This window comes from Micrococcus porci (genome assembly GCF_020097155.1).
In the GTDB taxonomy this organism is placed as follows: domain Bacteria; phylum Actinomycetota; class Actinomycetes; order Actinomycetales; family Micrococcaceae; genus Micrococcus; species Micrococcus porci.
In genome coordinates this window covers 1834200-1857209 of sequence record NZ_CP083691.1, presented here as the reverse complement: position 1 = coordinate 1857209, position 23010 = coordinate 1834200, and the positions used below count along the sequence as shown (strand labels likewise).

The 23010-nt window shown below is 73.2% G+C and carries 20 protein-coding genes and 4 tRNA genes; 12 read left to right on the top strand and 12 right to left on the bottom strand.

Annotation, left to right across the window (positions count from 1 at the left end; translation table 11 throughout):
• Nucleotides 1–20: 20 nt before the first annotated feature.
• Genes KW076_RS08740 through KW076_RS08730 form a run of 3 tightly spaced genes read right to left on the bottom strand, consistent with a single transcriptional unit; the run spans nucleotide 21 to nucleotide 2424 of the window.
• Nucleotides 21–641, bottom strand: coding sequence for a uridine kinase family protein (locus tag KW076_RS08740; RefSeq protein ID WP_017487884.1), 621 nt, complete (start codon nucleotides 639–641; stop codon nucleotides 21–23).
• A gap of 32 nt (nucleotides 642–673) precedes the next feature.
• Nucleotides 674–1330 carry an MBL fold metallo-hydrolase gene (locus KW076_RS08735; RefSeq protein ID WP_004167600.1) on the bottom strand — a complete coding sequence of 219 codons (657 nt, stop codon included), beginning with the start codon at nucleotides 1328–1330 and terminating at the stop codon, nucleotides 674–676.
• Nucleotides 1330–2424 carry an S-(hydroxymethyl)mycothiol dehydrogenase gene (locus KW076_RS08730; protein ID WP_224354983.1) on the bottom strand — a complete coding sequence of 365 codons (1095 nt, stop codon included), beginning with the start codon at nucleotides 2422–2424 and terminating at the stop codon, nucleotides 1330–1332. The genes KW076_RS08735 and KW076_RS08730 overlap by 1 nt, the downstream gene beginning before the upstream one ends.
• Before the next feature lie 275 nt (nucleotides 2425–2699).
• Between KW076_RS08730 and KW076_RS08725 the strand changes: the two genes are divergently transcribed.
• Nucleotides 2700–3515: an SOS response-associated peptidase gene (locus tag KW076_RS08725; protein WP_224354982.1), complete on the top strand. Its 816-nt coding sequence runs from the start codon at nucleotides 2700–2702 to the stop codon at nucleotides 3513–3515.
• 82 nt (nucleotides 3516–3597) lie between these two features.
• On the opposite strand, the gene KW076_RS08720 is transcribed toward KW076_RS08725, so the two are convergent.
• Together KW076_RS08720 and KW076_RS08715 are read right to left on the bottom strand one after the other, a co-directional pair.
• The gene (locus KW076_RS08720; RefSeq protein WP_224354981.1) at nucleotides 3598–4500 is read right to left on the bottom strand and encodes a PKD domain-containing protein; all 903 of its coding nucleotides are present in this window, start codon (nucleotides 4498–4500) and stop codon (nucleotides 3598–3600) included.
• A 61-nt stretch (nucleotides 4501–4561) separates the two neighbouring features.
• Nucleotides 4562–5287: a DUF6318 family protein gene (locus KW076_RS08715; protein ID WP_224354980.1), complete on the bottom strand. Its 726-nt coding sequence runs from the start codon at nucleotides 5285–5287 to the stop codon at nucleotides 4562–4564.
• A 311-nt stretch (nucleotides 5288–5598) separates the two neighbouring features.
• On the opposite strand from KW076_RS08715, the gene KW076_RS08710 reads away from it, so the two are divergent.
• The 6 genes from KW076_RS08710 (at nucleotide 5599) to pgsA (ending at nucleotide 14649) form a co-directional block, all read left to right on the top strand.
• Complete coding sequence (locus KW076_RS08710; RefSeq protein WP_224354979.1) at nucleotides 5599–6822, top strand: metallophosphoesterase family protein; 1224 nt, start codon at nucleotides 5599–5601, stop codon at nucleotides 6820–6822.
• Between the two features lie 370 nt (nucleotides 6823–7192).
• Nucleotides 7193–7525 (top strand): DUF6504 family protein, encoded by a 333-nt coding sequence (locus KW076_RS08705; protein ID WP_224354978.1) that lies wholly within the window; start codon nucleotides 7193–7195, stop codon nucleotides 7523–7525.
• Entirely contained in the window at nucleotides 7522–11205 is a 3684-nt protein-coding gene (locus tag KW076_RS08700; RefSeq protein ID WP_224354977.1) for a DNA polymerase III subunit alpha, read from the top strand. The genes KW076_RS08705 and KW076_RS08700 overlap by 4 nt, the downstream gene beginning before the upstream one ends.
• Nucleotides 11206–11327: 122 nt before the next feature.
• A complete protein-coding gene (gene thrS, locus KW076_RS08695) occupies nucleotides 11328–13346 on the top strand; it encodes a threonine--tRNA ligase (RefSeq protein WP_224354976.1) in 2019 nt (672 codons plus the stop codon).
• A gap of 95 nt (nucleotides 13347–13441) precedes the next feature.
• Entirely contained in the window at nucleotides 13442–14041 is a 600-nt protein-coding gene (locus tag KW076_RS08690; protein WP_224356818.1) for an HIT family protein, read from the top strand.
• Nucleotides 14041–14649, top strand: coding sequence for a phosphatidylinositol phosphate synthase (gene pgsA / locus KW076_RS08685; RefSeq protein ID WP_224354975.1), 609 nt, complete (start codon nucleotides 14041–14043; stop codon nucleotides 14647–14649). Before KW076_RS08690 ends, pgsA begins: the two co-directional genes overlap by 1 nt.
• 9 nt (nucleotides 14650–14658) lie before the next feature.
• On the opposite strand, the gene ybaK is transcribed toward pgsA, so the two are convergent.
• The 3 genes from ybaK to KW076_RS08670 all read right to left on the bottom strand — a co-directional run bounded on the left by ybaK (nucleotide 14659) and on the right by KW076_RS08670 (nucleotide 16644).
• Entirely contained in the window at nucleotides 14659–15174 is a 516-nt protein-coding gene (ybaK, locus tag KW076_RS08680) for a Cys-tRNA(Pro) deacylase (protein WP_224354974.1), read from the bottom strand.
• Nucleotides 15175–15178: 4 nt separating this feature from the next.
• Nucleotides 15179–15637, bottom strand: a complete 459-nt coding sequence (locus KW076_RS08675) for a SufE family protein (RefSeq protein WP_224354973.1) — start codon at nucleotides 15635–15637, stop codon at nucleotides 15179–15181.
• A 110-nt stretch (nucleotides 15638–15747) separates the two neighbouring features.
• Nucleotides 15748–16644 carry a sulfurtransferase gene (locus KW076_RS08670; RefSeq protein ID WP_224354972.1) on the bottom strand — a complete coding sequence of 299 codons (897 nt, stop codon included), beginning with the start codon at nucleotides 16642–16644 and terminating at the stop codon, nucleotides 15748–15750.
• A 213-nt stretch (nucleotides 16645–16857) separates the two neighbouring features.
• On the opposite strand from KW076_RS08670, the gene zapE reads away from it, so the two are divergent.
• Nucleotides 16858–17925, top strand: coding sequence for a cell division protein ZapE (zapE, locus tag KW076_RS08665; protein ID WP_224354971.1), 1068 nt, complete (start codon nucleotides 16858–16860; stop codon nucleotides 17923–17925).
• Between the two features lie 156 nt (nucleotides 17926–18081).
• Here zapE and KW076_RS08660 read toward each other — a convergent pair.
• The 4 genes from KW076_RS08660 to KW076_RS08645 form a co-directional block, all read right to left on the bottom strand.
• Nucleotides 18082–18158: transfer RNA gene (locus KW076_RS08660), tRNA-Gly, on the bottom strand.
• A gap of 28 nt (nucleotides 18159–18186) precedes the next feature.
• Nucleotides 18187–18258, bottom strand: a tRNA-Val gene (locus KW076_RS08655).
• Nucleotides 18259–18318: 60 nt separating this feature from the next.
• Nucleotides 18319–18389, bottom strand: a tRNA-Cys gene (locus tag KW076_RS08650).
• 18 nt (nucleotides 18390–18407) lie between these two features.
• A tRNA-Gly gene (locus tag KW076_RS08645) sits at nucleotides 18408–18481 on the bottom strand.
• Between the two features lie 142 nt (nucleotides 18482–18623).
• Here KW076_RS08645 and KW076_RS08640 point away from each other — a divergent pair.
• From KW076_RS08640 to KW076_RS08625, 4 genes are read left to right on the top strand one after another with little or no spacing between them, the layout of a single operon-like run.
• Nucleotides 18624–19580 (top strand): cytochrome, encoded by a 957-nt coding sequence (locus KW076_RS08640; protein WP_224354970.1) that lies wholly within the window; start codon nucleotides 18624–18626, stop codon nucleotides 19578–19580.
• Entirely contained in the window at nucleotides 19577–20179 is a 603-nt protein-coding gene (gene def / locus KW076_RS08635) for a peptide deformylase (RefSeq protein ID WP_224354969.1), read from the top strand. Before KW076_RS08640 ends, def begins: the two co-directional genes overlap by 4 nt.
• 53 nt (nucleotides 20180–20232) lie before the next feature.
• The gene (locus tag KW076_RS08630; RefSeq protein WP_224356817.1) at nucleotides 20233–21318 is read left to right on the top strand and encodes a methionyl-tRNA formyltransferase; all 1086 of its coding nucleotides are present in this window, start codon (nucleotides 20233–20235) and stop codon (nucleotides 21316–21318) included.
• A complete protein-coding gene (locus KW076_RS08625) occupies nucleotides 21315–22967 on the top strand; it encodes an RsmB/NOP family class I SAM-dependent RNA methyltransferase (RefSeq protein WP_224354968.1) in 1653 nt (550 codons plus the stop codon). Before KW076_RS08630 ends, KW076_RS08625 begins: the two co-directional genes overlap by 4 nt.
• Nucleotides 22968–23010: the final 43 nt, after the last annotated feature.

Below are 23010 nucleotides of genomic sequence, written 5' to 3'. Positions count from 1 at the left end.
GCCCGGCTGCGGGCGGGCCGTCAGGCCGTGAGGTCGGCGATGATCTCCCGCTTGCGCCGCGGGGTGAAGCCGGCCGCCACGGCCGCCGCCCGGCGCGCCGCGTCCGTCCGATACAGGGACCAGCCCCGCTGCACGAGGAACGGCACCGGCTTGCGGCGTTCGGCGACGTCGCGCACGAACCGGCGGGCCGCCGTCGTGGTCCGCGCCTGGTCGATGTACCAGGCCGCGTAGCCGACCCCGGCCCGGTCGAGGGCCGCGGGCATGCGCTCGGCGAAGATGCCCTCCGCCACGATCACCCCGCCCGGCTCGAGCGCGACGGTGCTGTGCCCGCGGACGGAGGACGTGGAGATGTCGTAGTCGGGCACGCGCGTGGCGCCCTCCTCGAGCAGTTCGACGACGGCGTCCACGGCCGCCTGCTCATCCCACGTTCCGGGGTGGTCCCAGTCGATCTCGCCGTACGGGGTGCGCGGGAACACGGGGCCGGGCCCGCCCGCGGCGCCGTCGTCGGACTGCGGACGGTAGAACGCATCGAGCGAGAGGTGGGGCCGGCCGTGGCGCCGGGCCAGGTAGGACTTGCCGGAGCCCGACGCGCCGCCGAGCAGGATCACGGAGGGAGGGGGCGAGGCGGGGAGGATGGTCACGGGGGACCATTCTTCCCCACCTCGGCGCGTCCTCAGTGGCCGCGGTCGATCCACTCCTGCAGGTGCGGCTTCTCCGTGCCGATCGTGGTGGAGTCGCCGTGGCCGGTGTGGACCACGGTGGCCTCCGGCAGCGGGAACAGGCGCTCGCGGATGGACTCGATGATCGTGTCGAAGTCCGAGTACGAGCGGCCGGTGGCGCCGGGCCCGCCCTGGAACAGGGTGTCGCCGGAGAACACGACGCCGGTCGGGGCGCCGTCGTCGCCGGCCTCACCCAGGGCGGGGGCGTACAGGCAGACCGAGCCGGGGGAGTGGCCGGGGGTGTGCAGCACCCGCAGCTCGACGCCGGCCACGCGCAGGACGTCGCCCTCGGCGAGCGCGCCGTCGGGCTCCTCGTCGGGGAAGACGTCGTCCCAGAGCATGCGGTCGGCGGGGTGGAGCAGCACGGGGGCGTCCACCATCTGGCGGAACTCCTGGACCTGGCGGATGTGGTCGTCGTGGCCGTGGGTGAGGACGATGGCCAGCACCTGGCGGCCGTTCACCTTCTTCCAGACGGCCGAGGCGTCGTGGGCCGGGTCGATGACGACGCACTGCTCCGCGCCGCCGACGATCCACACGTTGTTGTCCACGTCGAACGTCTCCCCGTCCAGGGAGAACGTGCCGGAGGTGACCAGGTGATCGATGCGCGCCATCAGAGCACCACCACCGAGCGCAGGACATCGCCGGACTTCATCGTCTCGAAGGCCTCGTTCACCTCGTCCAGGGCGATGGTCTCCGTGACGAACTCGTCCAGCGGCAGGCGGCCCAGACGGTACTGGTCCACGAGCATCGGGAAGTCACGCTCCGGCAGGCAGTCGCCGTACCACGAGGACTTCAGCGCGCCACCGCGACCGAAGACCTCCAGCAGGGGCAGCTGCAGCTCCATGCCAGGGGTGGGCACGCCCACCAGGACGACGCGGCCGGCCAGGTCCCTGGCGTAGAACGCCTGCTCGTAGGTCTCCGGGCGGCCGACCGCCTCGATGACCACGTCGGCGCCGAAGCCGCCGGTCAGCGCGCGGATGGCCTCCACGGGGTCCTCGTCCTTCGAGTTCACGGTGTGGGTGGCCCCGAGTTCCTCGGCCTTCGCGAGCTTCTTGGCGTCGATGTCCACAGCGATGATCGTGGTGGCGCCGGCGAGCTTCGCCCCGGCGATCGCGGCCACGCCGACGCCGCCGCAGCCGATCACGGCCACGGACTCACCGCGCTTGACCTCGCCGGTGTTGATGGCCGCGCCGATGCCGGCCATGATCCCGCAGCCGAGCAGGCCGACGGCGGCCTGCTCCTCGGTGGAGTCCACGCCGTCGACCTTGGTGCACTGCTTGGCGTGGACGAGGGTCTTCTCTGCGAACGCGCCGATGCCCAGGGCGGGGGAGAGCTCGGTGCCGTCCTCGAGGGTCATCTTCTGCGACGCGTTGTGCGTGTTGAAGCAGTACTTGGGCTCGCCCTTCTTGCAGGCGCGGCACTCGCCGCAGACGGCGCGCCAGTTCAGGATGACGGTGTCGCCGACCTCCACGTGGGTGACGCCCTCGCCGATCGCGGAGACCACACCCGTGGCCTCGTGGCCGAGCAGGTACGGGTAGTCGTCGCCGATGCCGCCCTGCACGTAGTGCAGATCCGTGTGGCAGACGCCGCAGGTCTTGATGTCGACGACGGCCTCGCCGGGTCCCGGATCGGGGATGACGATGGTCTCGATGCTGACGGGGGCGTCCTTCGCCATGGCGACGACGCCGCGGACCTTCTGGGACACGCTGTCCTCCTGAATGTCGTGGGGATGTCCGTTGGTGGATCCATCCCATCACGCCGTGCCGGGCGGGACAGCCCGTGAGGCGCGGAGAGCTCCCCGTCCACATCGGCTCCTGCCCCCGTTTTCGTGCGCGAGACGCACGGCGTGTTGCCCGTTTTCGTGCGCGAGACGCACGGCGTGTTGCCCGTTTTCGTGCGCGAGACGCACGGCGTGTCACATGTCTTCGTGCGCGGCACGGACAGCGAGGACGTCGCTGCCCCGTGCCTAGACTCGGGCGCATGTGTGGACGGTATGTGATGGCCCGCGCGGCCGGTGACCTGGTGGCCCTCGGCGGGGGCCTGCTCCCCGAGGAGGGCCTGGAGCTGCGCCCGAACTGGAACGTCGCGCCGACCGCCGACGTCCCGATCCTCCTGGAGCGCGAGGACGCCGGCGTCGTGCGCCGGGAGCTGCACGTCGCCCGCTGGGGCCTGGTCCCGACGTGGGCCAAGGAGCTGTCCGTGGGGTCCCGCGCGTTCAACGCCCGGTCCGAAACCGTCACGTCGAAGCCGACGTTCCGCTCGGCCGTGCGCGCTCGCCGCTGCGCCGTCCCCGTGGAGGGCTACTACGAGTGGAAGGCGCCCGAACCGGGGTCCACGGGGCCGGACGGCAAGGCCGCGGTGAAGCAGCCGTTCTACGTCCACCCGGCCGGCGGCGGCGACGGCGAGGGCCCCGTGATCTGGTTCGCCGGGCTCTACGAGTGGTGGAAGGATGCCGGTGCCGAGGCCCGCGGGGACGATCCGTGGGTGCTCTCCACCACGATCCTGACCATGCCGTCCCCGGCCGACGACGAGCCCGGCGTGCTCGGTGAACTCGCCGACCTGCATGACCGCCTGCCCATGCCCATGGGGCCCGCCGCGATGGACTCCTGGCTGAGTCCTGACAAGCTCGGCTCCGCCGACGAGGCCGCCGCCCTGGTGGACGAGATGACCGCCCAGGCCTACGACGTCGCCCGCGGCTGGGAGCTGCGCCCGGTGGGCCGGGCCGTGGGGAACGTGCGGAACAACGGCCCGGAGCTCATCGCACCGCCGGCCGAGGTCCAGGACGCCCTGCTCTGAGCAGGTCTCCCGGAGGGGTTGCCCACGGGCCCGGATCGCGCTCGCGGTCCGGGCCCGTGGCTGTGGCGACGGGCCCGCGGCGTCAGCCGCCGTTCGGCGCCTCGACGGGACCGGCGCAGCCCCAGGCGGAGGCGTCGGCGGAGCAGTCGTCGGCGACGTTGCGTGTGGACGTGGTCCAGATGTCTGCGGTCACGGGTGTGGCGGTGCGCCGGATGGTGCCGGGGACGGCTTCCCAACCCTGTCCGGGATAGCGGATCTCACCGGTGTAGACCGTGGTGAGGGTGACCTCGTAGGTGCCGGTCTCGTCGTAGACATGGCTGGTGGGCGTCCGGACGTCGAACCCGTCCTGCGGATTGCCTCCGACGTCCGTGGTGACCGGCGCGGTGCCGTCCCCGTAGTCCCAGATGAAGGACACCGGGGTGAGGCGCATCTCCACGGAGACGCCGTCGATGACGGCGGTCTCGTGGCGGACAGCCTCGGGCGAGTAGAAGTTCGTCTCGGCGTTGCGCACGCCGCGCCCGTCCGTGTCGGCGAGGATCCGGGGCTCGGGGGCGATCACCTCGCCCATGTCGTCGATGCTCACGGCCGGGCGGGACGGCTGCGGTGGCGCGGACGGGGCGGCGGATCCGTCGGCGCAGAAGGCGTCCCCCTTGACGGGGGCGTCCTCCGGACGCGCGGTGTCCTTGGTGCTCGGCTGCAGCCAGGCCACGTTCTGGTCCCCGCAGATGAGCTCCTGCTGGGTGGCGCAGTTCTCGAAGCCCGGCTCGGGAAGGTTCTCATAGCAGGCGTTCTGGAGGGTGGTGACCTTGGTGGTGGGTGATGTCGCCTTGGCAGATTTCTCCTGGTCGTCGGCAAGGCCATCCCCAACGATTTCGGCGATGCTCGATTTATGACAACGCTGGCCCACTATCAAGGAGTCGTCGGTCAGCTGGGCCTTGCGCCCCGCGGTGTCGCAGCTGCTGGCATGCGCCTGGGAAGGAGTCACTAAAGTGACTGCGGAGACAAGAAAAATAAGCGCAAACAAGACCGCCATGCATGCGGGGAAGTCACCCCTCCTGGAAGTCATATTCCGCCTCCCGGACCACCCATTGACCCTTGTTGGAGTCAAATTTTAGGAGGACACCCCACGGTGCATCCGTGCCGGCGTCAGCAGGAGCTTGGTCGACCTTCACGCCGTCGGCGTTGAAGGTGGCGGAGTCATCGGTCGAGATGGCAACTGTCGCCAGAGTGAAGTCTTTCTTCTTTTCCATGGAAACAGAATTGACCGCGAAGTTTTCCCCGGTGGCCCATCCGCCATCGCCATAGATGCGCTTGATTGTCTTGATGTGAGCGGAGCACAAATTGCACTCTTCCATCGAGATCGACTTCAGCGGTTCCGGATCATTCGTCTGCTGCAGGTAGTTGACCGCCTCCCACCAGTACTTCACCGCGGCCTCGGCTCCCTCGGGGGTGTTCTCCTTCACCGCGGCGGGCATGACCGGCTTCGGGACGTTCTGCGCGGGCCCCTTCGAGGAGGCCGGCACGTACTCACCGGCTGCGCCAGAGGTCGTTGCGTCCGACTCCGATGCCGACGCCCCGCCGGTGGAGCTCGACGCCGCCGCGGACGTGGACGAGGCGGCGGGCGCCGTCGTAGTGGTGGACGCGGACGACGCGCCGGAGTCCGCACCGCCGCCGGCGCATGCGGTGAGGGCCAGCAGCAGGGCGCCGCTCAGGGCGCCCGTCCGGGCGAGTCGACGGCGTCGCAGGGTGCGCCGGGGTGCGGGCAGGGTCATGGTCCCCTCCTCAGGAAGACGTCCTCGGGCGTCCCCGCTGATCCCACAGCGGGTGCCGTCCCCGTGACGGTGACGCCCAGGCGCAGTCTAGGCACAGACCGGCCCGGTCCGCTGTGTTCGTCCACAGGGCGTCACCGTCGACGTGGTCACGGCGTCGCGCCTCCGTCCACCTTTCGCCACCCGCGCGGCAACCGTTCACCGCACCGTCCGGGTGCCCGCCACGGCCCGGTCACGGCCGGGCAACCTCCCGCTCCTACCGTCGGGCGCGGCGGCGGGCACGCCGTCGCCGCATCGACGGAAGGAACCGCCCCATGTCCGAGACCCACTCCACCTCGACCGCTCCCTCCCGCCGCGGCGTGCTCGCCGGGGGAGCGCTGGCCGCCGCCGGCGTGATCGCCGGCACCGCCGCGCAGGCCGTCCCGGCCGAGGCCCGTGGTGGGCGCCACCCGCAGGGCGCCTCCATGCCGCTGGCATTCGGCGCCACGCGTCGCATGAAGATCGTCCAGTTCAATGACACGCAGGGCGGGCACGCCGCCGACCGCCGCACCATCGAGTTCATGGGGAAGGTGCTCGACCAGGAGAAGCCCGACTTCGCCCTGATCAACGGCGACGTCATCGACGGCTCACCCACCACCGACGTCCAGGTCAAGCAGGGGCTGAACAACTTCGTCTCCCCGATGGAGTCCCGTGGCGTGAAGTGGGCCGTCACCTTCGGCAATCACGACGAGGACTCCGTGGAGGAGCACGGCACCTCCATGACCGAGGATCGCCTCCTCGAGTTCGTGCGCCAGTACAAGCACAACGTGAACCCGCCGAAGATGGACGGTGTCCCCGGCCACACCAACGCGCAGATCCTGGTGCGCGGCTCCCGCGGCGCCGCCCCGGCCTTCGCGATCTGGCTGCTGGACTCCGGCCGCTACGCCTCCGAGGCGGACACCCACGGCCAGTCCACGGACGGCCTGAAGTCCTACGACTGGATCCGCCCGGCCCAGATCCGCTGGTATGAGGACGCCTCCGCCGCCACCGAGGCCCGCTTCGGCAGGCGCACCCCCGGTCTCATGTTCTGCCACATCCCCACGTTCGAGCACGAGATGATGTGGCACGCCTCCCAGGCCGCCGAGGAGGCCTCCGACCACGCCGAGGCCGTCCGCCGCCACCGCATCACCGGCGTCAAGCACGAGGACGTCTACCACGGCCTGGTCAACTCCGGCGTCTACGCCTCCGTCAAGGAGCGCGGTGAGGTCAAGGGCATCTACTGCGGCCACGACCACATCAACACCTACACCGGCGACTACTACGGCGTGGAGCTCGGCTACGCGCCCGGCACCGGCTTCGACCCCTACGGCCTCAACGACGGCACCTGGGACCAGCACACCCTGCGTGGCGCCCGCGTGTTCGAGCTCGACGAGCGCAACGCGTCGGTGTACGCCGGCGCCACCCGCATCGTCTGGGCCCGCGACCTCGGGATCGACATGAACCCGGAGGGCCAGCCGCTGGCCACGCCCGTCCCTTTCCCGCCCTACGTGAAGGCCTGACCCTCGCACCCACCGGTGGAACCCCCGGTGACCGCCGGGGGTTCCACCGGTGCCGTGGTGGGCCCCCTCGTGGTGCACTGTGGGCCACGTCACCCACCCATGGCCGGGCGCGCCGCCGCGACCCTGCCCGCCCTCTGACCCCGCCGCCCCCGCCGTGCGCTTAACGCGTCCGGCTCCCTCCCTACGCTGAGCCCATCGCATTCGAACACATGTTCGAGTACGGTGGGCGTGCGGCTGTCGAGGGCCCCTTCCAGGTCCTCTTGCTTCCCCGCGACTTCCCCTCCCGGTCCTTCCCCCCGGGTGGCCGCACCCCGAGCTCCGTCGGCGCCATCGGCGGGGTCGACCGCGACCGCAACACCGGGAGAGAACGATGGGGACCTTCACGCAGTCCGTCGCCGTGGAACGCGACCGTCAGGGCGCACCCGCCCGCCTGCACTGGGAGGGACGGGAGTATGTGCTCGCCGAGCGCCCGCTGCGCTGGTTCGAGCGCCGCCGCTGGTGGGCCGAGGAGGCCCGCGCCGAGAAGGGCCGCGGACCCGGCCTCGTGGACCACGAGATCTGGCGGCTCCAGGTGCGCCTGGCGCGCGCCGGCAACGCCCCCGTGCGCACCGTGGACCTCGCCCACCACCTGGACTCCGGCCGGTGGCGCCTGGTCCGCGTCCACGCCCCCGCCCAGGAGCGCACCCTGAGCCGCACCGCATGAGCGCCTTCCCGCACCTGCACGTGGCCTCCGCGTTCAGCGCCCACCACGGCGTCAGCTGGCCCGCGGACCTCGCCGCCGCGGCCGCCGCCGCGGACATGGACCTCCTGGCCTGCACGGACCGGGACGGCCTGTACGGGACGGTCAAGCACGTCGGCGCCTGCCTGGCCCGCCGCATCACCCCGATCGTCGGCGTGGACCTCGCCGTCCGCTGGGACGAGGACGAGCCCGCCGGCCGCGTCGTCGTCCTCGCCCGCGGCGGCTGCCACGGCACCGGGTACCGCGCCCTCTGCCGCCTCGTCTCCGCCGCCCACGCCCGCACCGCCGGGGGAGCGGCCGGCGGCGCCCCCTGGGTCCTCGTCGCCGAGGTCGCCGCCGCGGCCGCCGGCCCCATCCCCACCGGAGCGAACCCCGGCAACCCGCCCACGCCCGAGCTGTTCGTCCTCGTCGGCCCGGACTCCGACGTCGGCCGCCACCTCGCGCGCCGCCGCACCGCCGCCGGCCTGGCCGCCCTGCGCCGCTGGCGCGCGGCCCTGCCCGCCGGAGCCACCCGCGCCGAGGTCGTCAGCCACCTCTCCGCCCCCGGGCGGCGCCTGGACACCGGCCACGCCGTGAAGATGCTCCGCACCGCCCGCACCGCCCGCGTGGCCCCCATCCTCACCAACGCCGTCCGCTACGCCGCCCCGGACGGCGCCGCCACCGCCGACGTCCTCGACGCCGTCCGTGCCCTCAGCGCCCTCGATGCCGTCCACGACCTCCAGCCCAACGGGCAGGGCTGGCTCAAGCCCACCGCCGCCATGGAGGCCCTCGCCGCGGAGATCGCCCACGCCGCCGACGAGCACCCCGCCGCCCTGCTCGAGTCCACCCGCGCCCTCGCCGAGGCCTGCGCCCTCGACCCGGAGACCGACCTCGGCTGGGGCCGCCCCCGCGTCCCCGAGGCCTCCGTCGTCGGCACCGTCGGCGACCCCCGCCAGGTCCTGCGCGAACGCACCCGCGCCGGCCTCGCCGCCCGCTACCCCCACCTCCACACCGGCGCCGGACTGCCCGGCACCACCCAGGCCGCCCGCGACCTCCAGGACCGCGCCGAGCAGGAACTCGGCATCATCGACCGCCTCGGCTTCGCCGGCTACTTCCTCACCGTCGCCGCCGTCGTCGAGCTCATCGAGGGCATGGGCGTGCGCGTCGCCGCCCGCGGCTCCGGCGCCTCCTCCCTCGTCAACCACGCCCTGCGCATCTCCCACGTCGACCCCATGGCCAACGGCCTCATCATGGAGCGCTTCCTCTCCGACGCCCGCTCCACCCTCCCGGACATCGACATCGACGTGGAGTCCGCCCGCCGCCACGAGATCTACCGCGCCGTCGTCGACCGCTTCGGCGCCGAGCGCACCACCCTCATGAGCATGCAGAACGCCTACCGCGCCCGCGGTGCCGTCCGCGACGCCGGCCTCGTCCTCGGCATGGAGGAGGACGAGGTCGACGGCATCGCCAAGCAGCTCTGGCGCTTCTCCGCCTCCAGCTTCCGCGACGCCCTCGACCGCATGCCCGAGCTCTCCTCCCTCGCCGCCCGCATCGACGCCGGCCGCGCCGCCGGCCGCCACCAGCTCGACCTCCTCGTCGACCTCACCGAACGCCTCGACCGCCTGCCCCGCCACATCTCCATGCACCCCTGCGGCGTCATCCTCTCCGACGCCGCCCTCCTCGACCGCACCCCCGTCCAGCCCTCCGGCATGGGCCTCCCCATGAGCCAGTTCGACAAGCACGACATGGACCCCATGGGCTTCCTCAAGCTCGACATCCTCGGCGTCCGCATGCAGTCCGCCATCGCCTACACCCTCCAGGAGGTCGAACGCACCACGGGGGAGCGCATCGACCTCGAACAGGTCCCCCTCGACGACCCCGCCACCTACGCCATGATCCGCACCACCCACACCCTCGGCTGCTTCCAGATCGAGTCCCCCGGACAGCGCGAGCTCATCGGCAAGCTCGAACCCCGCGAGTTCAACGACCTCACCGTCGACATCTCCCTCTTCCGCCCCGGCCCCATGCAGTCCGACATGGTCCGCCCCTTCCTCGAGCACCGCCACGGCTGGGCCCCCGCCCACTACCCCCACCCCCACCTCGAGCCCGTCCTCGCCGAGACCCACGGCGTCACCGTCTTCCACGAGCAGGTCCTCCGCACCCTCGACGTCATGACCGGCTGCGGCCTCGCCCGCGCCGACGAGCTCCGCCGCCTCGTCGGCGGCCCCGAGGAGCACCGCGTCGAGACCTTCTTCCGCACCGCCGCCCTCGAGAACGGCTACAGCCTCGACGTCGTCGACGAGGTCTGGCACACCCTCCACGCCTTCGGCTCCTTCGGCTTCTGCAAGGCCCACGGCGCCGCCTTCGCCGTTCCCACCTACCACTCCGCCTGGCTCAAGACCCACCACCCCGAAGCCTTCATGGCCGCCGTCCTCGAGCACGACCCCGGCATGTACCCCGCCCGCCTCATGGTCGCCGAGGCCCGCCGCATGGGCATCCCCGTCCTCCCCGTCGACGTCAACGCCTCCACCCGCCACGTCCACGTCGAATGGGTCCCCTCCCACCCCGAGGTCGACGGCGCCGACCCCACCACCGACCCCGCCACCGGCGCCCCCGGCCGCTGGGGCATCCGCCTGCCCCTCACCAGCCTCTCCGGACTCAGCGCCGCCGAGGTCGACCGCCTCGACGCCGGCCGCCCCTACGCCACCCTCGCCGACGTCCGTGACCGCGCCCGCCCCACCGCCCGCAGCCTCGAACGCCTCGCCCAGCTCGGCGCCCTCGACTCCCTCCTCCCCGCCGGCGGAGCCTCCCGCACCGACCTCGTCCACCACCTCGAGCTCCAGCACTCCGCCACCCGCTCCACCGACCCCGGCCGCACCGCGCGGCGCTCGCGGACCGCCCGCCCCCGCCAGGTGGACGGCCAGCTCGCCCTGGACGTGCCGGACACGGAGCTCACCGCCCTGACGCCGCTGTTCCCGGAACCCAGCCGGGACGCGGCGGTGCGCACGGAGCTGGACCTCACCGCCCTGGACGTCACGGCGCACCTGATGGACTCCCACGCCCCCTACCTGGACGCGCTCGGCGTCACCCGGGCGGAGGACCTGCTCTCCCTGCGCTCCCAGTCCCGGGTGCTCGTGGCCGGGGTACGGGTGGCCACGCAGACCCCGCCGATGCGCTCGGGCAAGCGCGTGGTGTTCGTCTCCGTGGACGACGGCACCGGCTGCGTGGATGCGTCCTTCTTCACCGAGGCCCAGCACGCCTCGGGGGAGATGCTCTTCTCCGCCCGGCTGCTGCTGATCGAGGGCACCGTCCGGCGCACCGGGGCGCGGGCGGTGTCCGTCCAGGGCGTGCGGGCCTGGGACCTGCACCGCCCGGAGCGCCTGCCGGACCCGGACTACCTGGACGCCACACGCGAGCAGTGGCGGGCCTGGCTCGCCGCAGACCGCAGGGCCGCCGCCGCCCGCCGGCGGGGGGAGACGCCGGTCGGGGCGGTGCCGGACATCCCCCACCACTCCACGGGGGGCTGGCCGGTGAAGGTCCGGGCCGACGTCGCCGTGGGCCGGGAACGCGCCGCGGTGGAGCGCCCCGCCCCGGCGCCCTCGTCCCGGCCGATCCCCGTGCCGCACCCGGAGACGTGGGAGCTGCTGCCCACGCCCGAGTCCTGACCCTCCCGGGTCCCGACCCGCCCCGGGACCCCGCCGGCCGCGGCGCGCCTAGAATGGTCCGCGGCTGGCGGTGGCCCCCGTATGCCATCGGCCATGAAGCCTGACCCCGAGAAGGAGACCTCGTGAGCGAGTCGAACCCCATCCTGCTGACCGTCGACGGTGAGATGCGGGAGGTGACCCACGCGATCACCGGCGCCGAGCTGTTCAAGGACCAGCCCACCACGGTGGTCATGCGCGTGGACGGCCAGCTCTGGGACCTCTCCCGCGAGCTGCACGGGGGCGAGGCCGTCGAGTCCGTGGACATCACCGAGCAGGACGGCCTGAACGTGCTGCGCCACTCCACCGCCCACGTGATGGCCCAGGCCGTGCAGGAGCTCCGCCCCGACGCCAAGCTGGGCATCGGCCCGTTCATCACGGACGGCTTCTACTTCGACTTCGACGTCGCCGAGCCCTTCACCCCCGAGGACCTCAAGCAGCTGGAGAAGATGATGCAGCGCATCGTCAAGTCCGGCCAGACATTCCGCCGCCGCGTGGTCACCGAGGACGAGGCCCGCGCCGAGATGGCGGACGAGCCCTACAAGCTGGAGCTGCTCGGCAAGAAGGACGACGCCGAGGCCGCCGGCGAGGGCGCCACCGTCGAGGTCGGCGCGGGCGAGATCACGATCTACGACAACGTGGACCGCAAGTCCGGCGACGCCGTGTGGTGCGACCTCTGCCGCGGCCCGCACCTGCCCACCACCAAGCTGATCGGCAACGGCTTCGCCCTGACCCGTTCCGCGGCCGCCTACTGGCTGGGCAACGAGAAGAACAAGCAGCTGCAGCGCATCTACGGCACGGCCTGGCCCACCAAGGAGGACCTCAAGGCCTACCAGGAGCGCCTGGCCGAGGCCGAGCGCCGCGACCACCGCAAGCTCGGCGCCGAGCTGGACCTGTTCTCCTTCCCGGACGAGCTGGGCTCCGGCCTGCCCGTGTTCCACCCGCGCGGCGGCATCATCCGCAAGGAGATGGAGGACTACTCCCGCAAGCGCCACGCCGCCGCCGGGTACGAGTTCGTCTACACCCCGCACATCACCAAGCAGCACCTCTACGAGGTCTCCGGCCACCTGGACTGGTACGCGGACGGCATGTTCCCGCCCATGCAGATCGACGAGGTGCGGGACCCGGAGACCGGGCAGATCACCAAGCAGGGGCAGAACTACTACCTCAAGCCGATGAACTGCCCGATGCACAACCTGATCTACCGCTCCCGCGGCCGCTCCTACCGCGAGCTGCCCCTGCGGCTGTTCGAGTTCGGCTCCGTGTACCGGTACGAGAAGTCCGGCGTGGTCCACGGCCTGACGCGCGTGCGCGGCATGACCCAGGACGACGCCCACATCTACTGCACCCGCGAGCAGATGAAGGACGAGCTCACCACCACGCTGAACTTCGTCCTGGACCTGCTGAAGGACTACGGGCTGGACGACTTCTACCTGGAGCTGTCCACCAAGGACCCGGAGAAGTTCGTGGGCTCGGACGAGATCTGGGAGGAGGCCACCCGCACCCTCGCCGAGGTCGCCGAGGCCTCCGGCCTGGAGCTGGTCCCGGATCCGGCGGGCGCCGCGTTCTACGGACCCAAGATCTCCGTGCAGGCCCGCGACGCGATCGGCCGCACCTGGCAGATGTCCACCATCCAGCTGGACTTCAACCTGCCCGAGCGCTTCGACCTCGAGTACCAGGCCGCCGACGGCAGCCGGCAGCGCCCGGTGATGATCCACCGTGCCCTGTTCGGCTCCATCGAGCGCTTCCTGGGCGTGCTCACCGAGCACTACGCGGGCGCGTTCCCCGCGTGGCTGGCGCCCGAGCAGGTCGTCGCGATCCCGGTGGCCGAGGCGTTCAACGACTACCTGGCCGATGTCGTCGCGACGCTGAAGGCCGAGGGGATCCGGGTGCGCCTGGACGAATCCTCGGACCGCTTCCCGAAGAAGATCCGCACCGCCTCCAAGGAGAAGGTGCCGTTCGTGCTCATCGCCGGCGGCGAGGACGCCGAGGCCGGCGCCGTGTCCTTCCGCTACCGGGACGGATCGCAGGACAACGGCGTGCCCGTGGACGAGGCCGTCGCCCGCATCGTGAAGGCGGTGCGCGAGCGCGAGGTCACCCCGTGACCACCACCCCGCACGACGACGCCGCGGAGGTCTCCGCGGACGGCGCCCCCGCCGGGGAGCGCCCCTACGGTGACCCCGCGGCGGACGCGGCGGCACTGGACGGCTTCGAGCTGCCGGGCACGCCGGACGCGTTCGACCGGCTCTGGAACCCGCACCGGCTGGCCTACATCCAGAAGGGCCCGGAGCAGGTGAAGGACGAGGACACGTGCCCGTTCTGCGCCGCACCCGGCCGGGACGACGCGTCCGCGCTGATCGTGCACCGCGGCGCCACGTGCTTCGTGATCCTCAACCTGTTCCCGTACAACCCGGGCCACCTGCTGATCTGCCCGTATCGGCACATCCCCATGTACACGGACGCCACGGCGGAGGAGACCGCGGAGCTGGCCGACCTGGCGCAGACCGCCATGATCGCCTTCGAGCTGGCCACCCGCCCGAAGGGCTACAACCTGGGCATGAACCAGGGCGTGGCCGGCGGGGCCGGGATCGCCGCGCACCTGCACCAGCACGTCGTGCCCCGCTGGACCGGCGACGGGAACTTCCTGCCGATCATCGCCCAGACGAAGAACATGTCCCAGACCCTGGGCCAGACCCGCGAGATCCTCGCGGACGTGTGGCCGCAGGCCCTGGCCGAGCACGCGGAGCGCCGCGCCCGCAACGCGGCCGCCGCGGCGCAGGCCCCCCGGGCGGACGCCTGATGCTGGACCGCCGCGCGCGGGGGACCACCACCGCCCTGTTCACGCCGCTGGCCCGTCGCCTGCTGCGGGCCGGAGTCACCCCGGACGCGGTGACGGTGGCGGGCACGGTGGGCGTCAGCGCCGCGGCGCTGCTGCTCTACCCGGCCGGCCACCTCTTCTGGGGCACGATCGTCATCACGCTGTTCGTGTTCTCCGACGTGCTGGACGGGGTCATGGCGCGGGAGGCCGGGACGACGGGCCCCTGGGGCTCGTTCCTGGACTCCACCCTGGACCGCGTCCAGGACGCCGCGATCTTCCTCGCGCTGTCCTGGTGGGGGTTCGGCGTCGGGGCGCACCCGGCCGTCGGCGTCCTGGCCGGGGTCTGCCTGGCGCTCGGGATGCTCGTCTCCTATGCGCGCGCCAAGGCCGAGTCCCTCGGCTTCACGGCCGCCGGCGGCATCGCCGAGCGGGCCGAGCGCCTCATCGTCACCCTCGTCTTCGCCGGGCTCACAGGCCTCGGCCTGCCGTCCGCCGTGCTCACGGCCGTCCTCGGCCTGCTCGCGCTGGCCTCCCTGATCACCGTGGCCCAGCGCGTCGCCGGCGTGCGCCGCCAGTCCCGCACCGCCTGAGCGCACGCTTCAGCGCGCGGCGATCGGCGCCACCACGGCATCGGTCACCGCCACGAGGTCGGCGGGGGCGAGTTCGAGGTCGCGGCCGCGCTGCCCGGCGGAGACGTAGAGGACGTCGCCGTCGAGGGCGGAGGAGTCCACGACCACGGGATGCCGCTGGCGCTGCCCCAGCGGGGAGATCCCGCCGCGCACGTACCCGGTGCGCCGCTCGGCGACCGCCAGGTCGGCCATGGCGACCTTCTTCACGCCCAGCGCCGTGGCCGCGGCGCGCAGGTCCAGCTGCCCGGACACGGGAACGCAGCACGCCGCGAGCGAGCCGTCAGGCAGCGCCACCATCAGCGTCTTGAACGTCCGCTCGGGCGGCACGCCCAGCGCCTTGGCGGCCTGCACGCCGAACCGCTCGCCGACGGCGTCGAGGTGGACGTCGAAGGACAGCACCCGGTGCGGCACGCCCGCATCCACGAGGGCCCGGATCGCGGGGGTCGCGGCCCCGTGGGCGGCGTCGGCGGCCTTCCTCCGGCCCATCGGCTCAGGCGATCCCGGCCTGCTCGCGCACGTTGCGCTTGATGCGGCCGAGCATCGCGGACATCCCCCGCAGGCGCAGCGGGGTCAGGGCCTTCTGCAGGCCCAGGCGGGAGGGGATGTCCTCGGGGACCGCGAGGACCTGCCGGGCGGTGCATCCGTCCAGGCCCTGGGTGAGCACGGAGGCGAAGCCGCGCGTGGTGGGGGCCTCGGGCGGGGAGGAGATGAACAGGCGGACCACGGCGTCGTCGCCGGTGGCCCCGTCCTCCAGCTCCACGGCGAGGAACAGCGGGGACTGGCACTCCACGACCTGCTCCATCTCGTCCTCATGCCCGGCGTAGCGCTCGGGCAGGGCGGGCAGCTCGTCGGAGAACTCCAGGAGCAGCTCCAGCTTCTGCGGGTCGGGCACCCCGGCGAAGTCGTCGACGATCTCAGCAAGGTTCGCGGGCACGGCGGTGTCGGTCATGGTCCCCGAGTCTACCGACGACGACGGCGCCCGCCCCGGGAGAGGGGACGGGCGCCGTCGAGGACGGGGCCGGGGCCGGCCCGGCGGCGGCCCGGACGGTCTCCGCCGGCTCAGCGGGCGGGGGCCTCGCCCGGCTCGTCGCCGAGTGCGATGGGCAGGCGCACGCCGTTGCCCCACTCGGTCCAGGAGCCGTCGTAGTTGCGCACGTTCTCGTAGCCGAGCAGCTGCTTGAGCACGAACCAAGTGTGCGAGGAGCGCTCACCGATCCGGCAGTAGGCGATCACGGAGTCGGACTCGCCGAGGCCGGCGCCCTCCTTGTAGATCTCCTCCAGCTCGGCGCGGGACTTGAAGGTGCCGTCCTCGTTGGCGGCCTTGGCCCACGGCACGGAGGCGGCGGTCGGGATGTGGCCGCCGCGCAGGGTGCCCTCCTGGGGGTAGCCGTCCATGTGCGTGGTCTCGCCGGTGTACTCCTTGGGGGAGCGGACGTCCACCAGGGGGGTGGAGCCGATCGCGGCGAGCACGTCCTCGCGGGCGGCGCGGTCGGTCGCGTCGTCGCGCTGGGACACGGGGTAGGAGGGCGCGGGGGTGACCTCGGGGACCTCGCGGGTGGTGGGGCGCCCCTCGGCGATCCACTTGTCGCGGCCGCCGTTCATGAGGCGCACGTCGCGGTGGCCGTAGAGGGTGAACACCCAGAGGGCGTAGGCGGCCCACCAGTTGGACTTGTCGCCGTAGAACACCACGGTGGTGTCCGGGCCGATGCCCTTGGACGCCACGAGCTCGGCGAACGCCTCGGGGCCCACGAAGTCGCGGGAGACCGGGTCGTTGAGCTCGGTGTGCCAGTCGATCTTCACGGCGCCGGGGATGTGGCCGGTGGAGTAGAGGAGGGTGTCCTCGTTCGACTCGAGGACCACCACGCCCTCGTCGTCGATGTGGTCCGCCACCCACTGGGTGGAGACGAGCTTCTCGGGGTGGGCGTACTCGGCGAACTCGGCGGGGGTTTCGGTCATGGCGTTCCTGCCTTCACATCGGGACGGGCCCGTCCGGGCCCCTGGGCGTTCTCGGCACGACGACGCCGCGCGCCGTGTGCTCTCGACCGTCAGATTACGCCACACCCATGCGACGTAATAGGCGCAGGCGGGCGGTCCGGCGACACGGGAGGTCATGTGGCCCGGCCGGTAGCATGGCGGGACCACGCCGCCGTCACGAGAGAGGGAGCGCCCGTGCCCCAGACCGTCCACCTCGCAGACCGCTCGCCGCAGGTCTCCGCGGACCAGCTCCTCGCGGGCCTCCACCCGTCGTACCGCTTCGGGGAGGTCTCGTTCGACTCCTACATCCCGGATCCGGCGCACCCCTCCCAGGCGCAGGCCGTGGAGCGGCTGCGCAGGTTCGCGGCGAGCCTCGGAGGCCCCCGCGGGGGCTCCGGCGGGGGCGGCTTCCTCGGCGGCCTGTTCGGCGGAGGGAGGAAGCGCGGGCCGGAGCCCGCGGGCATCTACCTCGACGGCGGCTTCGGCGTCGGCAAGACCCACCTCCTGGCCTCCACCTGGCACGCGGCCCCGGGACCCAAGGCGTTCGGCACCTTCGTCGAGTACACGAACCTGGTGGGCGCGCTGTCCTTCCGCCAGGCCGTGGACGTGCTCAAGGGCTACACCCTGGTGTGCATCGACGAGTTCGAGCTGGACGACCCGGGTGACACCGTCCTCATGTCCCGCCTGATGCGTGAGCTGGCCGACGCCGGCGTCCGCCTGGTGGCCACGTCCAACACGCTGCCGGGCTCGCTGGGCGAGGGGCGCTTCGCGGCGCAGGACTTCAAGCGGGAGATCCAGGTCCTCGCGGACCAGTTCGAGGTCATCCGTGTGGACGGTGAGGACTACCGCCACCGCGGCCTGTCCGCCGCCCCCGAGCCCCTGGCCGACGACGCCGTGGAGTCCACGGCGCAGGCGAACTTCCCGCACGCCGACGTCGTCTCCGTGGACGACTTCGCCGCGCTCACCGCGATGCTCTCCCGCGTGCACCCCTCCCGCTACCGCGAGCTCGTCAAAGACGTGGACGTGGCGGCGTTCCACGACGTGCAGACCATCACGGAGCAGGCCACGGCGCTGCGCTTCGTGGTGTTCGCCGACCGGCTCTACGACAAGGACGTGCCCGTGGTGGCCTCCGGCGTGCCGTTCGACCAGCTCTTCACGTCCGAGATGATGCACGGCGGCTACATGAAGAAGTACTTCCGCACGGTGTCCCGCATGACCGCGCTGGTCCGCGAGGGCCAGACGGGCGAGACCGTGGAGAAGTGACCTCCGGCGTCCGCTGAGGTCCTCAGGATCCCCCCGACGACGGCGACGCACCCTTCCGGGGGTGCGTCGCCGTCGTCGTCCGTGGGGGAGGGGGCGGGCGGTGCCCTGCATCGGGGGATGCGCGAAGGGCCCCTCCGAACGGAGGGGCCCTTCCCATGGAGCGGATGACGAGATTCGAACTCGCGACCTCCACCTTGGCAAGGTGGCGCTCTAGCCAACTGAGCTACATCCGCGTGGTGCGATCCTCACGGATCTCATCCGTGCGCGATACTGGGTTCGAACCAGTGACCTCTTCCGTGTCAGGGAAGCGCGCTACCGCTGCGCCAATCGCGCTCGACCTCAGCCCGGGGGCTTCGGCAAGCTTGCCGCCGTTCCTCATCGGAAGGGCCTGCGAGGTCGGGACGGGATTCGAACCCGCGTATACGGCTTTGCAGGCCGCTGCCTCGCCTCTCGGCCACCCGACCAGGGATGGGGGACTTGCGAGCGGATGACGAGATTCGAACTCGCGACCTCCACCTTGGCAAGGTGGCGCTCTAGCCAACTGAGCTACATCCGCATGATGGGCTTCGCAGCACCGGTTCAGAACCGTTCTCCGCGATTTCCAACGAGAAAGAACTCTAGACCATCTTCGCGGCGGATGCCAAATCGAGGATCGGGGGAGCGTGTCGTGTCCGGTCGTTCGGCCAGAATGGAGCACCATGACGCAGCCTCGCCTCGCCCACCAGACGCCCCAGGGACGCATGTACGCGCGCTCCCTCTCCGGGCTGCCGGAGGTCCCCTCGATCACCACCGTGATCGGCATGGAGAGGACCGACCTGGACGGCTGGGTGGGGTGGATGGCGGCCAACGCCGTCGCCCAGGACCCTCGCCTGGGGGAGTCGCTGGGCTCGCCCGCGCGCCTGCGGCAGGTGGCCAAGCAGTCCGCCGACGCCGCCGCCCGCTACCGCGATGCCGCCGCCGAGCGCGGGGACCGCGTCCACGACTACGCCGAGCAGGTGGCCCTGCGTGCCCTGGGGCGGCCCCACACCATGGCCGCGTCCCGCGAGGAGCTGCAGCGTCACGGCGAGGGCGCCTACGCCGACCGCTTCGACGAGTGGTGGGACCTCTACGACGTCCAGCCCGTGGCCGCCGAGATCACCGTCTGGAACCACTCCGTGGGCTACGCCGGGACCCTGGACCTCGTGGCGCGGATCGGCGGGCGCCTCTGCCTCATCGACTACAAGACCAAGGGCACCGGGCGCGACGGCCGCGTGAAGGCCCTGGACCCGAAGGTGGTCATGCAGCTCACCGCCGGGCTCAAGGCGGAGGAGTCGCTCGTGGACGCGGAGGCCGGCACGTGGGAGCCCTGGGCGCACGGCGGGGCGGAGATGCTGCTCGGCGTCGCGCTGGGGGAGACGGAGGTGGCGGTCCACCAGGCCAACAACGCCGCGCTGCCCCGCCACTGGCACAAGTTCTGGGCCCTGCGGCAGGTGTGGAAGCACGCCCTCGCCGTGGACGACGCCGGACCCGCCCTCCGTGTGATCGGCCCGCCCCCCGTGTCCGTCCCGGGAGCGGCCGGCGGCCTGAGCGCCGCCCGCGCGGCCGCCTTCGGGGCACCGCCGGCCGTGGCGCACGACCCGGGGACGTCCGCCCCCGCCGATAGGCTTCAACCGTGACCGTCCTGACCCTGCGTACCGTGCCCGACCCCGTCCTGCGCACCCCCGCCGCGCCCGTCGCCGCCGGGCAGGACGTGCGGGCCCTCGTGGAGGACATGGTGGAGACCATGCACGCCGTGGGCGGCGTGGGCCTGGCCGCGCCCCAGGTCGGCGTGGGCCTGCGCGTGTTCGTGTTCGACTGCGCCGGCGCGTCCGGCCACGTGCTCAACCCCGTCCTGGAGACGTTCGGCAGTCCCGTCCGCGAGCCCGGCGAGGGCTGCCTGTCCGTCCCCGGGCTGCGCTACCACCCGGCCCGCGCCGAGCGCGCGGTGGTCCGCGGCGTCGACGTGGACGGGAATCCGGTGGAGCACCGCGGCGAGGGCCTGCTGGCCCGCTGCCTCCAGCACGAGACCGACCATCTGGACGGGATCCTCTATGTGGACCGCCTGGACGGGGACGACCGCCGCGAGGCCCGGCGCCGCCTGCGCGCCGACGCCCCCGATCCGGAGGCGGAGCGCATCCGCGCCCGCCGGGACGCCCTGGCCGGCTCGGTCTTCGGCGCCCGACCGTCGGTGTCCCCCTCCGCCGCCCGCACGACCCCCCGCCGAGGAGCACAGTGAGCATCCCCGAGACCGCCCTCAGCCCCGACGCCGGCAGCGCGCCGGCACGATCGCTGCGCGTCCTGTTCGCCGGCACGCCCGAGGCTGCCGTGCCCGTCCTCCGCGCGCTGGTGGGCTCAGCCCACGAGGTCGCCGGCGTGCTCACCCGCACCGACGCCCCCGTCGGCCGCAAGCGCGTGCTCACCCCGTCGGCCGTGGCCCGGGCCGCCGCCGAGTCCGCGCCCGACGTGCCCGTCCTCAAGGCCGACCGGCTGCGCGGCCCGGAGGCGGCGGAGGTGCTCGAGGCCATCCGCGCGCTCGAGGCGGACGTGGCGGTCGTCGTCGCCTACGGGGCCCTTGTGCCCGCGGAGGCGCTGACCATCCCGGCGCACGGGTGGCTGAACCTGCACTTCTCCCACCTGCCGGCCTACCGCGGGGCCGCTCCCGTGCAGCGCGCCCTCATGGACGGGGTCGAGCGCACCGGCGCGGACGTGTTCCAGCTCGAGGAGGGCCTGGACACCGGTCCCGTGTTCGCGCGGATCGGCCGGGACGTCGCCCCCGAGGACACCGCCGGTGACCTCCTCGCCGCGCTCGCCGAGGACGGCGGGCCGCTCGTGCTCGAGGTGCTCGACGCCCTCGCGGCCGGCGAGGCCCGGTCCGTGCCGCAGACCGGTGAGCCCACCCACGCCCCCAAGCTCACCGCCGCCGACGGCCTGGTGGACGCCGCGGCGGGGACGCGCGAGGTCGCCGCCCGGATCAACGGCACCACCCCCGAGCCAGGGGCGTGGGGCTGGCTCGTGCCGGCCGGGGAGGCGGACGCCGCCCCCGCGCGGCTCAAGCTGGGCGGCGTGGTCCCGACGCACCCCGGGGAGGACGGCTGGCCCGAGGCCGCCGAGGCGGCCGCCCCCGGGGCGATCGTCGCCGCGGGCGGGACGGCGTGGCTGCGCACCGCCGGCGGCGCTGTCCGCCTGGACCAGGTGCAGCCGGCGGGCAAGAAGCCCATGTCCGCCGCCGACTGGGCCCGGGGCCTCACCGCGCCGGTGCGGTTGCTGGCCGGGGACGAGCTCGCCGCCCACCTGGCGGCACTGGACGCGGAGGCGGCCCGCAGGGCCGCGCAGCAGGCCGCGGCACGCGCCGCGCAGGCAGGGGAGGGCGCATGAGCGCTGGACAGGACGGATCGACCGGACGCGGTGCCGGTCAAGGCGGCCGAGGACGAGGCGGTGCCGAAGGACGGCAAGGCCCCGGCGGCCGGCAGGGTGCTGGCGGCCAGGACCGCCGCGATGCCCAGGGCCGGCAGCTGAACCGCGGCGCCTCCGGCACGGGGCGCCATCGCACGACCCTGGCGCCGAAGGAACGCGCCCGCCGGGCCGACCCAGCCCGGCGGGTCGCGTTCGAGGTGGTGCGGGCGGTCCACGCCGAGGACGCGTACGCGAACCTCGTGCTGCCCGCCCGCATCCGGCAGGGGCGCCTGGACCGCCGTGACGCCGGGTTCGCCACGGAGCTGACCTACGGGACGCTCCGTGAGCAGGGTCTCTACGACGCCGTCCTGGCCCGCTGCGTGGACCGCGCACTCGACGCGCTCGACGCCCCGGTCCTGGACGCGCTGCGCCTGGGCGCCCACCAGCTGCTGGGCATGCGTGTGCCCGCACACGCCGCCCTCGACGCGACGGTCGCCCTCGTGCGCGCGGAGGTCGGCGCCGGACCCGCGGGATTCGTCAACGCCGTGCTGCGCCGCGTCTCCGAGCGGCCCCGCGAGGACTGGCTCGCGGAGGTCGCGCCGGCCGACGGCGGCGACACCGCCCGCGCGGTGCGCCACTCCCATCCGGCATGGATCGTCCGCGCCCTCCGCCAGGCCCTCGCCGGCCACCCCGGCACTGCGGACGTGGAGGACCGCGACGCCGAGCTGGAGGCGCTGCTCGTCGCAGACAACGCGGCCCCGGTCGTGAACCTCGTCGGGCTCCCCGTTCCCGGTGGCCGCGAGGCCCTCGCCTCCGCGCTGGGGGACGGCGCCGAGCCCCACCCCCTGACCCCGGACGCGGCCCTGCACGCCGGCGGCGACGCCGGCCGCCTCCCCGGCGTCCGGGAGGGCGTGCTGCGCGTCCAGGACGCCGGGTCCCAGCTCACCGCGCGGGCCCTGGCCGCGGTGCCCGCCGCGTCCGGCCGCGACGCCGGCGGCCGGAAGGCTGAGCGCTGGCTGGACCTCTGCGCCGGGCCCGGCGGCAAGGCCGCCCTGCTCGCCGCCCTGGCCTCCGAGCGCGGGGCCACGGTCCTGGCCAACGAGGTCGCCCCGCACCGCGCGGACCTCGTCCGGTCCGCGCTGGCAGGCGTGCCCGCGTCCGCGTGGGAGGTGCGTACCGGTGACGGGCGGACCATCGCGGAGGACGCCCCCGCCGGCGGCTTCGACCGGATCCTCGTCGACGCCCCCTGCACCGGACTGGGCGCGCTGCGGCGTCGCCCCGAGTCACGGTGGCGGCGCACCCCGGCCGACCTCGCCGAGCTGACCGGCCTGCAGGCCGAGCTGCTGGACGCGGCCGTCGGCGTGCTCGCCCCCGGCGGCGTGCTGGCCTACGTCACCTGCTCGCCGCACGTGGCCGAGACGCTGGTGCAGGTGCAGGACCTGCTGCGGCGGCACCCGGTGCTCGAGCAGCTCGACGCCCCGGCGGCCCTGCAGGACGTGGCCGTCGCCGACCTCGGCCTCGCCGCGCCGGAGGACGCGGACCCGGTCCTCGCCCGCACCGCGCAGCTGTGGCCCCACCGGCACGGCACGGACGCGATGTTCCTGGCCCTGTTCCGTGCGCCCGTCGCCTGAGCGGCCTGTCCGAACACACCTGCAGCCACCGACCGCCCCGAGG

Bases quoted from the DNA above. Each gene is read 5' to 3' on its own strand.
- KW076_RS08735 (WP_004167600.1), bottom strand. From the start codon at position 1,330: ATGGCGCGCATCGATCACCTGGTCACCTCCGGCACGTTCTCCCTGGAC.
- KW076_RS08725 (WP_224354982.1), top strand. From the start codon at position 2,700: ATGTGTGGACGGTATGTGATGGCCCGCGCGGCCGGTGACCTGGTGGCC.
- KW076_RS08715 (WP_224354980.1), bottom strand. From the start codon at position 5,287: ATGACCCTGCCCGCACCCCGGCGCACCCTGCGACGCCGTCGACTCGCC.
- KW076_RS08710 (WP_224354979.1), top strand. From the start codon at position 5,599: ATGTCCGAGACCCACTCCACCTCGACCGCTCCCTCCCGCCGCGGCGTG.
- KW076_RS08705 (WP_224354978.1), top strand. From the start codon at position 7,193: ATGGGGACCTTCACGCAGTCCGTCGCCGTGGAACGCGACCGTCAGGGC.
- KW076_RS08700 (WP_224354977.1), top strand. From the start codon at position 7,522: ATGAGCGCCTTCCCGCACCTGCACGTGGCCTCCGCGTTCAGCGCCCAC.
- pgsA (WP_224354975.1), top strand. From the start codon at position 14,041: ATGCTGGACCGCCGCGCGCGGGGGACCACCACCGCCCTGTTCACGCCG.
- ybaK (WP_224354974.1), bottom strand. From the start codon at position 15,174: ATGGGCCGGAGGAAGGCCGCCGACGCCGCCCACGGGGCCGCGACCCCC.
- KW076_RS08675 (WP_224354973.1), bottom strand. From the start codon at position 15,637: ATGACCGACACCGCCGTGCCCGCGAACCTTGCTGAGATCGTCGACGAC.
- KW076_RS08670 (WP_224354972.1), bottom strand. From the start codon at position 16,644: ATGACCGAAACCCCCGCCGAGTTCGCCGAGTACGCCCACCCCGAGAAG.
- KW076_RS08640 (WP_224354970.1), top strand. From the start codon at position 18,624: ATGACGCAGCCTCGCCTCGCCCACCAGACGCCCCAGGGACGCATGTAC.
- KW076_RS08625 (WP_224354968.1), top strand. From the start codon at position 21,315: ATGAGCGCTGGACAGGACGGATCGACCGGACGCGGTGCCGGTCAAGGC.